Source organism: Streptomyces sp. NPDC086766 (assembly GCF_044746005.1).
Lineage (GTDB): Bacteria > Actinomycetota > Actinomycetes > Streptomycetales > Streptomycetaceae > Streptomyces.
On record NZ_JBIVBI010000048.1, the window covers coordinates 1 to 8,857 of the forward strand.

At 67.1% G+C, this 8,857-nt stretch carries 8 protein-coding genes and 1 tRNA gene; 5 read left to right on the plus strand and 4 right to left on the minus strand.

The features are described 5' to 3' along the window. The first annotated feature begins 229 nt into the window (after nucleotides 1-229). Nucleotides 230-526 carry a GYD domain-containing protein gene (locus tag ACIPM1_RS33535; protein ID WP_402441114.1) on the plus strand — a complete coding sequence of 99 codons (297 nt, stop codon included), beginning with the start codon at nucleotides 230-232 and terminating at the stop codon, nucleotides 524-526. Between the two features lie 517 nt (nucleotides 527-1,043). Here ACIPM1_RS33535 and ACIPM1_RS33540 read toward each other — a convergent pair. Both ACIPM1_RS33540 and ACIPM1_RS33545 read right to left on the minus strand, forming a co-directional pair. Beyond that, on the minus strand, nucleotides 1,044-2,384 hold the full coding sequence (locus ACIPM1_RS33540; protein WP_402441116.1) for a hypothetical protein: 1,341 nt from the start codon (nucleotides 2,382-2,384) through the stop codon (nucleotides 1,044-1,046). Between the two features lie 124 nt (nucleotides 2,385-2,508). After that, nucleotides 2,509-2,583: transfer RNA gene (locus ACIPM1_RS33545), tRNA-Arg, on the minus strand. A gap of 353 nt (nucleotides 2,584-2,936) precedes the next feature. On the opposite strand from ACIPM1_RS33545, the gene ACIPM1_RS33550 reads away from it, so the two are divergent. The 3 genes from ACIPM1_RS33550 to ACIPM1_RS33560 all read left to right on the plus strand — a co-directional run bounded on the left by ACIPM1_RS33550 (nucleotide 2,937) and on the right by ACIPM1_RS33560 (nucleotide 5,670). Next, nucleotides 2,937-3,443 (plus strand): hypothetical protein, encoded by a 507-nt coding sequence (locus ACIPM1_RS33550; protein ID WP_402441119.1) that lies wholly within the window; start codon nucleotides 2,937-2,939, stop codon nucleotides 3,441-3,443. Nucleotides 3,444-3,677: 234 nt separating this feature from the next. Then, a complete protein-coding gene (locus ACIPM1_RS33555) occupies nucleotides 3,678-4,007 on the plus strand; it encodes a hypothetical protein (RefSeq protein ID WP_402441121.1) in 330 nt (109 codons plus the stop codon). Between the two features lie 481 nt (nucleotides 4,008-4,488). Next, nucleotides 4,489-5,670, plus strand: coding sequence for a M48 family metallopeptidase (locus tag ACIPM1_RS33560; RefSeq protein ID WP_402441123.1), 1,182 nt, complete (start codon nucleotides 4,489-4,491; stop codon nucleotides 5,668-5,670). 417 nt (nucleotides 5,671-6,087) lie between these two features. Here ACIPM1_RS33560 and ACIPM1_RS33565 read toward each other — a convergent pair whose 3' ends face one another. Beyond that, nucleotides 6,088-6,858 (minus strand): calcium-binding protein, encoded by a 771-nt coding sequence (locus tag ACIPM1_RS33565; protein WP_402441125.1) that lies wholly within the window; start codon nucleotides 6,856-6,858, stop codon nucleotides 6,088-6,090. Between the two features lie 293 nt (nucleotides 6,859-7,151). Next, nucleotides 7,152-7,691 (minus strand): hypothetical protein, encoded by a 540-nt coding sequence (locus tag ACIPM1_RS33570; RefSeq protein ID WP_402441126.1) that lies wholly within the window; start codon nucleotides 7,689-7,691, stop codon nucleotides 7,152-7,154. A 239-nt stretch (nucleotides 7,692-7,930) separates the two neighbouring features. On the opposite strand from ACIPM1_RS33570, the gene ACIPM1_RS33575 reads away from it, so the two are divergent. Continuing rightward, the gene (locus tag ACIPM1_RS33575; RefSeq protein WP_402441128.1) at nucleotides 7,931-8,527 is read left to right on the plus strand and encodes an SMI1/KNR4 family protein; all 597 of its coding nucleotides are present in this window, start codon (nucleotides 7,931-7,933) and stop codon (nucleotides 8,525-8,527) included. Nucleotides 8,528-8,857 lie beyond the last annotated feature (330 nt).

Consider the following 8,857-nt stretch of genomic DNA (forward strand, 5'->3'; position numbering starts at 1 on the left):
AGCCGGCCGACATTTCATCAACAAGACAGCCTCTGCGTCGGTCAGTCGGCGGGTCAGACCGCCTCGGGTGACACCACCGACATCCTCACAGTCAGGCGTGGATGTCAGCCTGCCGCTCGATGCCTGGGGTTGCTCGTAGTGCTCGTCCGGGTGCGTACCTCGTGCACGTTCCAGCCCAGGTGTCCAGGCTTGACCTCAGTATGTGTCTTCTCGTGGAAGGTGAAAGAACATGCCGACGTACGTCGCCTTGCTGAACTGGACCGATCAAGGGCTCCGAAACTACAAGGACACCGCGAAGCGCGCCGAGACCTTCGACGCAGCACTACAGAAGCTCGGGGTGAAGCTCCTGAATATCTACTGGACCCTCGGTCCGTACGACGTCGTGGCCATCGTCGAGGCGCCTGACGACGAAACTGTCACCGCAGCACTCCTGCAGCGCGGTGGGGTGGGCAACGTCCGTTCCACGACTCTGCGGGCCTTCGGCCGAGAGGAGATGGAACGCGTCATCGCCAAGACGGCTGGCTGACGACCACCACATAGTGCAGGCGATGGCGTTCGGCGAGCCGGCTCGGCGGCCTGCTACGACCCTCCTGTTAGACACTCACTCGGGGCGTGACCTGGTGCTTAGAAGATGTGGGCACGCCGTGGTGGGGCGGTCCGATCGTCCTATGCCGGCACCGTGCCGGGCCGCCGAGTGCCCCTGCCTCGCCCGGGAATGCCGGCGTCCGGTGCAAGCACTCGATGAGGGCGCCACTCTGTGAGGACCCGTTCGCCGCCCCAGCGAGTCTGGCTGAGCAGCCGACCCTCGGCCGTGGTCCCGAACGCTTCGAATGGGATATTCGCAAAAAAGATCTAAAGAGGGCCAATGGCAAGACTTTCCTGGGGTTTGCGTGCGTGGGGGTCGTTTCGGTGGTACTTGCGCTGCTCTTCTGGTCACTGTAAAAGTGCACGCCGTACGAGGCTCAGGCATAGGTGTGGCTCGCGGTATTCGGACCTGTCCATGAGTCGTGGCACCCATAGCCGGCGTCGGACGAAGCGGCCTTCTACCGCTCTGCCCGGAGGCGTCGTTTCTCTTCCCGTTGGGCGGCGACGTCGGGGATGACGGCAATGGCCTCGGTGAGGCGGCCCTGCCGGATCAGCAGTTCGGCCAGGTCGGTCGCGGCCCGTTCGCCGGGCAACGGGCGTAGGAGGGCGATGGCCTCCTCGACGCGGCCGTCCTGGGCAAGCAGCCAGGCGATGGTCAGCTCGCGGTCCTCGACCCTGTCGGCCGGCAACGCCCGGATCTCCGCGATTGCCTCCCTGGCGCGTCCCGACTCTCCCATCAACCACCACCGGTTGGACCGGAGCCAGAACTCATCGTTCTCCGCCAGGAATTCGGGGCTGCGACCTTCCGTGAGTCCAAGGGCCCGGTCGTGCAGGCCCCGGTCGGCGAGCACGATCAGGGTCGCCTGGAGAAGGTTGCCGTCGTAGAGGTCGTCGAACGTGTGCTCCACCGCCTCGATCGCTTCGTCTACCCGGCCCTGACGGATGAGCAGCCCCATCAGTGCGCTCTCGTACCAGCCCGGATGCTTGGCGGCGATGAGGTCGCGCAGGTACGCCTCCGCTTCCCCGGCCCGGCCCAGATTCTCCAGCGCCGACACGTACGGGCGTACGGCGGCGTACCTCTGGGTGTCGGCAAGGTCGCGAAGTTCCTCGACCCGACCGTGTCGGGCCAGCAGCTCGGCATAGAACTCGACGTTGTTCTGAGGCCCGTACCGGCGTGCGGCCACGTCCGCGCCGAGCAGCCGGATTGCCTGGTCCGCCCGGCCGGACCGCTCCAAGACCCGGGCCTGTGCAGACAGGACACCCCACAGGTCGTCGTACTGCTTCGGGTCGCGCCGGAACCCCTCGGCGATCGGGGCCAGCAGCTCCAACACCCGGTCGTCGCATCCCTGGCCCTCGGTCATCTCCACCAGGGCTCCCAGCGCGCGCCCGCCGCGCAGGTGCGGGCCGAGTACGCCGATCGCGTCGTCCACCCGCCCGGCCCGGACCAGCGCCTCGGCGTAGTCCCGCCACGCGTCGACCGCGTTCTCTTGAGGCCCCTTGGGGTGTGCCAGCTCCAGCGCCTGGTCGACGCGGCCCCACCGCAACAGGACGTCGGCGCCCGCCCGCACCGCCGGCTGCCAACCGGTAGCCGCGAACGGCTCCACCACCGTCCAGGCCCGTCCGAACTCCCCCACCGCACACAACCCCCGCACCGCACCCGCAGCGCAGAACCAGTCCTTGCGCTCCCGTGCCGCCTCCACCAGGGCCTCCAGGCCGCCGCGTTCGAGGATCTCGTCCACGATCCGCGGCAGGACGCCGCCGAGGTTGCTCAACTGCCACTGAAGATCATCCACATTCACGGGGGCACCCTAGGGTCAGCCGCCGACACACCCGCGACGCGGCTTGCCGGTTGGCCCGCCGAGCCTTGCCAGTGGGCCACCCGCTTGCTGCTACGCGCGGTGTCGAGCATCTCGGTTAGCGGGGTGCCCCCGGCAGGTTTCGAACCTGCGGCACCCGCTTTAGGAGAGAGGCTGGAAGGTCGTGCCGGTGACCTGCGGCTTCCGTGTATGGAGAGGTGGCCGCAAACGCGCGTAGCGGTGAGACCTTGGACGATGACCTCTTCGTCCCGAAGCAACTAGGACGGATGCCTGACCTCGGGCGGCTGTGCCTCTCACCTGCTGCGATGGTCCGCAGGGGTCCGCGCTTGTCCGTCACTGTTCGCCTGCGTTGTCACGCGGATAGACACTCACCACCCCTCGATGCGAATTACGGGCGCCGGGATCGCTGGGGTCTACGGCGCTGGTCAACCAGTCGCCGTGGAGGGGCAACGGTCGGTCGTGGTCGCGGCGGTTGCCGTACTTCTCTGCTGTACCGCATCACCGCCTGTCAGTGCTGCATGGCACTGTGCCGCCATGACAGCAACGACAGAGCTCACCCTCTTCGCCGACTACTTCCAGATACACGTATCCGATGCGGATTCGGACGGTGATCTAAGCGACGCATGGACGGACCAGGCCGTTGCTGATCACCTCGCGGTTGCACGCGATGCGCTGGGCATCGGCACGGCTGTCAACGTCAATGTTTCCGTCACAGTCGCCGTCCTGCCTCAGGAACCGAGTGATGACAGCTCGGAATTCGATCACGTTGTTGAGGCCACCCTCAGTGTTTCGTTGGGTCGTCTGATGGTCCTGGGTTGTACGGACTACGCCCCCGATGCAGCTACGTTCGAGGTCCCCCCAGGCTGGAATCGCGTCCGCGTGTCCCGGAGCAACTTGGCTCGGGCGACTCAAGCCGACATCGACTCCGACGAGAGCCCCGAAACCACGGAGAAGATCCGTATCCAGGTGTGGCCGGCCGCGGAACTTCCAGCAAAGGTCATCAAGCGGTGGGTGCAGCCCGGCGACGACCTCGACGTATAGGTCGGCGGCGTCTCATCGGGTTTGGCAGGCGCCAGCAGTTGTGGTCATTAGCCGGTCTACTGATCAACCCTTCCGCTGACCAGCGGAACAGAAGAAGCCCACGGCTCTGACCAGCTCAGACGCCGTGGGCTTCTGTCGTTGTCGGTTGGCGTCGGACGACCTCGCACGGCCGGGGTGCCGCACCATGCCTCCGCTTAGCGCCGGCCGCTAACATGCTGGCGACGAGGGGGAGAGATGGCACTGGGCCGCAAGGGATCACGCCGCATAGTCGTGGACGGTACGAGCTACCGCTGGCGGTTGCGGCGCAGGCCCACCTACGGCCAGGCTCTCTGCTGGACGCCGTGTACGTACGCCGTTGAGTATGCGGAGCACCCTGGGACGACCCTGGTCGTCACCACGGACCAACCGCACCCCGGCAACTGGCTCGAGCGTCCAGGTGACCCGGTCCTGCCCTCCGATGTCGCCGACGCCATCGCGGCTGCCCTGCGGCAGGGGTGGGTTCCGACGGGGGCGGGCTCACCGTTTCACCTCGACCAGTCCGCAGGCTTCTCTCCCTCGATCTGACCTGGCTGGCGGATGAGCACGCTTCAAGGAGTTCGATCCGGGTCTGGTCCCGCTGGTGCTGTCGACTGAGGCGACGGCCGGACAGAGTCACTGCTGTGCGCCCTCGTCCGGCGTCGTTGCTGTCAGCCGTGGATGTCAGACGCTTTCTGATTCGCAGCTCTGGCCGGATCGGTCAGCGACGGGCCGTTCCCGTCGCTGCACGGGCTTGGAGGAACGCCACCTATCCAGCCGCGCTGCCTCTCGGACGATTGCGGCGGGATCACGGTTCAACCTCCTACGACGATCGCGCCTTCACCGTGACTCCGCCGTGTGATCAGATCGGCCCGTACCAGCAGGCAGCGGCTCGGGGAGGAGCCGCGGAGGAGGGGAAACCGTGATGCCCGCCGTCGCCAGAGAGACAACACAGCCGTGCCCGGAATGCGGCACGGAGATCCGGGGCGACACCCGGTTCACCGTCTGGTGCGCCGCCTGCGATTGGAACGTGGACCCCGAGGAGCCGCGGCCGGACATGGGACGGCTGGAGAGAGTCGAGCGCGCCCTGGCCCGACGGCATGGCGAGCAGCTGCTCGCAGAGATGCTGAGCGGGCGGGAACCGCGCCCGCGGCGTGACGCCTCGGCGGTGACGGCCACTGTGCTCGCTCTGACGGTGCACGGCGTCACCCTCGCGCTTGCCGTCGGCGGTGTCTGGTGCGTGGTGGCGGGCTGGGGTGGCGCCGGCATGGTGGCGGGGCTCGTGTTCCTGGTGCTGGCCTGGGCGCTCGCCCCGAGGATTCGACGCCTGCCCGACGACCGGCCCGTGCTGTTCCGGGCCGACGCGCCCGAACTCTTCGCCCTGGTGGACGAGGTGGCGCGGGCGGTCGGCACCCGAAGCGTGCACGCGATCGCCGTGGACGGGAGCATCAACGCCGGCGTCATGACGTACGGTGTGCGCGGCCGGCGGCTGCTGGTGCTGGGCATGCCGCTGTGGGAGGTCCTGACGCCCGGGGAGCGGATCGCGCTGCTCGGCCACGAGTTGGCCCACTACGCCAACGGTGACACGCGCAACGGCCTGGTGATGGGCACGGCGGTGCGGACCCTGTCCCTCTGGCACCACACCCTCCAGCCGCTTCCGCACCCGTCCGCGATCGAGATGGTTGTCAATGCCCTCTACGTGGTGCCACGCCTACTGGTCCGTGGGGTGCTGGCGTTGCTCGTCCGGCTGACGTCGCGGGCCGGGATGCGGGCCGAGTACCTAGCCGACCGGCTGGCCGCCCGCACCGCTTCCACGCAAGCGGCGGTGGGCCTCATGGACCGGTTGCTCATCGCCGAGGCGCTCGGCGTCCTGCTGCGCAGCGAGGCCAACCGTGCCGCCCTCGGCGGGTCGAGGTCTACCCGGGAGGCCACGGCCCGGGCCAACGAGCTGTGGGGGCTGCTCACCGCATACGCGGCGTCCGTCCCGGAGCACGAGTACGAACGCCAGCGGCGCGCCGGAGCCCGGCGCGGGCACCAGGTCGACGCCACCCACCCGCCGACCCATCTGCGGCGCGCCTGCCTGCTCGTCGGGGAGCCCGAGGCAGCCGCGGTGGTGCCGCAGGCCCGCCGGACCGAGCTGATCGCCACGGAACTCGCCGCGGCTCGCACCGAGGTGGCCCGGCGTCTGCTGCGCGACGGCCTCGGGGACTGAGGCCGTCGCGAGCCGCCCTGCCGCGTCTGGGGTCTCTCTTCTGGATCACCGCCGGCCGCCCTGGTGGATCGCTACATCTGGCACGGCTGTGGCATGGCGACCTCTTCGTCCCGAAACAACTTGACGTGTGCTCGGCCTTGGCTGGCGTGCCGCTCACCTGCGTTGACGGTCCGCAGACGTCCACGCTTGTCCGCCGCTGTCCGTCGGAGGCGTGACGCTTTTAGACACTCAGCACTTGCTGCATCTTCAATGCCGTTTGTCGCAGGAGGAGCGCGCTCAGCATCGCTCGGACGACCTGGGACGAGCGATCGACGTCATGGGCCTGCGGGAGTCCCCCGGCTCTCGCAGACAAGGGCGCGCTGCCTCATGGCAGCGCGCCCTTGTGCGTTGCTTGGAGACCGGGGGCGAGACCCGTTTTTACTGCACGTCGACGAAGTCGCCTGTGGCCTTGGCGGCGGGCGTGGTGCTCGTGCCCGTGAAGTAATAGCGCCAGTAGCCGTCGGTGGAGGCGGTGACGGTGGTCCTCGCATTGCCGCTGCTGTCCGTGTTCACCGTCTTGACAGTGCTGTACGTGCTGGTGCCGGCCTTGCGGAACTGCAGCTTGACCGGCTGTCCGGCGTAGCCGTGATACAGGTAGTCATCCCAGCTCGCCCTGGTCAGCTTGCCCGTGACGGTGATCGTCCGGCCCTTGGCGACCGGCTCCGGCGAGGCGTTGACCGTGAGCTTGGAGTAGCGCTGCACATGGAAGGTGCCGAGATCCGTCCGCTCCGCCGAGTCGCCGTCCTTGGCCTTCGCGTACGCGCCGAAGTGCCAGGTGCCCGCGAGTGTGTTGTAGTGCAGGTCGTACTCGGGGACGACGGTGTACGTCGATGTGCAGGTGACCGTGGTCCCCGAAGTGCACGTGGTTTCGCTGGGCGAGTCCTGGGTCCAGAAGGCGTCGGGGTCGCTCCAGGTGCCGTGGTACAGGTACGTCTGCCCGGAGGCTATGCCGGCCGGGTCGGAGGCCGTGAACGTGACCTTGAAGGTCACCTTGTTCGTCGTGCCGACGGCGACGTCCTTACCACCGTTCACCACCACGTTCGAAACCTCGGTGTCGCCCACCACCGTGTCGGCATGAGCGACCGGAACGGTGAGGGCGATGAGTGCCAGCGCGCCGGACGAAGCGGCACCGATGGCGAGTCTGCGCATGAGTTCCCTCAGGAAAAGAAGCCTGTCGCCTGGGTAGGCGTTTGGCGGGTGGACGAACTGTAAGGCATGGCCTCAGCATTCCGGACCCCTCCTCCTGGACACCGCTGCCTCGGTTGGCCGTCGGTGTGGTGACGGCTCGGGGTCTCGGTCGAACGGTCGTGAACGGGGTCGAATGAGAAGGACACTGAGACGGACAGGCCGGGCTCGCTAGCATCTTTGCTGTTGAAGGGGGAACCATGGCACTGGTCCGCAAGTGCAAGGGATCGCGACGGATCGTCTGACCTGTCGCATCCTCAGCCGACCCTGAAGCCTCCGTGAGTCACCGTCTCACGCAGCCACCCGAGCCAGTCACACCACAGATCATCGGCTTCCAGCTCGGCACGCAGGTCAGCCGGCGAAGCCTCGTACCGGTCCAAAGCCTGCTCGATCTCCTTGGGGCTGACCAGCCACGAGTCGTTGCTCCGCAGCTTGAACTCGGGAATCCCGATCTGCCCCGGGACGCTCTGACTCAAGACGGCACGTTCTGCCGCCTTATACGCGTCCCTCCTGCTCTGATCGGCAGCTCGCCAGTCCTCGATGCCCTCGAACGGCCAGACAGGAAAGGGCTGAGGCTCCGCCTCGAAGCTCATGCCGACGCGACGCATCCCTTCCCGGCAGACCGACATACCCGCGATGTTCAAGTCGAACTGGAATGCTTCCTGAAGCGCGAACCAGGGCTCGGCGCAGGTCTGGGCCTGCTCACTCGGCATGCCCGAATCAACCCACGCCTCGAAGCGCTCACGAGCTGCCGCAGCCGGCTCCGGCAGGTCCGCCCACTCCAACTCGTAGCTCATCCATCCCCCAATCCCAGACGTGGCTCGCACAGGATGCCACGCCTCGATCATCGAGATGATCACATTTCGCACGGCCCAGGGACGACCCGAGCAGGGGTGTCGCGGTGCGGCCCCTCGATGCGAACCATCGGTGGGACGGTTGCTGAGGTCTGCCAGGCTGGTCATTCGGGGGTCTGCGGCCGGCGCCGGTCAGCGGTGGGCATGATGGTTGCCGTACTTCGCTGTTGTACAACTGCGCCATGGACGATGCGGCTCTTCAGTCCGTACTGGACGAGGTGTTTGATCAAGCGCTGGTGTACCACGGATTCACCGACTACATGCGCGACTACGAGATCATCATCTACGCGACGGCAGACCCGAGCATCGTCGACTGGGCAGCGGCCGAGACCCGGCTAGGGACCGCACTACCGAGCGACTATAAGCGGCTGGCCGAACTGTTCGGCTGCGGTGCCTTCGACGGCTATCTCCATGTCTACCTGCCCGGCGCCTCATACTCCGACTTGGTCAGCCACACCGAGTGGCCGGCCCAGTGGGCTGAAGTGCATGGCAACAGACTGTGGGAGCCGCACCGGCTGTACCCCGCTCCGAGTGGGCTGCTGCAGTGGGCGGACAGCGAGCAGGCCGATTCGTTCTTCTGGCTCACCGAGGGCCCCGACCCCGGCGAGTGGCCCGTCCTCGCGTACGAGGACGACGGCACCGCCTACCGGTTTGATGGGTCAACCGCGGAGTTCGTCTACCGCCTGCTCACGGACCCGCAGCAGCCCTTCTCGACGGCCCGTCATTTCAGCGCCCACTGGTTCCAGAGCTACGGGAGCCCGAAACCGGAAGACGACTGACGTACTGGTGCACGCGGGCGCGGAACCGCAGATGTCGGCTTGGGAAGCTTGGGTGATCAGGGGCGGGCTGTCCCCCTTCCTTCACCCGCTCACCCCAGCTTTGCGATTCAACGTCATCCTTATCAGGTCGATCGCAGCGGACCGTGACATCGGTCAACCCGGCCTGCGCCTCGGCCGATCTTCCGCTGAGGCCGGCCGCCGAGCGCTGCTGTTCGTGCTTGTTGGTGTCAGCCGCTGATGAAGCTCCTATAGACCGTCAAGTGGTCTGTGTGAGCGGTTTTGGTGTGTGGTGGGGGCGGGTGAGCTGCTTGTAGACCTCGCGGGCGATGA

Bases quoted from the DNA above. Each gene is read 5' to 3' on its own strand.
- ACIPM1_RS33535 (WP_402441114.1), top strand. From the start codon at position 230: ATGCCGACGTACGTCGCCTTGCTGAACTGGACCGATCAAGGGCTCCGA.
- ACIPM1_RS33550 (WP_402441119.1), top strand. From the start codon at position 2,937: ATGACAGCAACGACAGAGCTCACCCTCTTCGCCGACTACTTCCAGATA.
- ACIPM1_RS33555 (WP_402441121.1), top strand. From the start codon at position 3,678: ATGGCACTGGGCCGCAAGGGATCACGCCGCATAGTCGTGGACGGTACG.
- ACIPM1_RS33565 (WP_402441125.1), bottom strand. From the start codon at position 6,858: ATGCGCAGACTCGCCATCGGTGCCGCTTCGTCCGGCGCGCTGGCACTC.
- ACIPM1_RS33570 (WP_402441126.1), bottom strand. From the start codon at position 7,691: ATGAGCTACGAGTTGGAGTGGGCGGACCTGCCGGAGCCGGCTGCGGCA.
- ACIPM1_RS33575 (WP_402441128.1), top strand. From the start codon at position 7,931: ATGGACGATGCGGCTCTTCAGTCCGTACTGGACGAGGTGTTTGATCAA.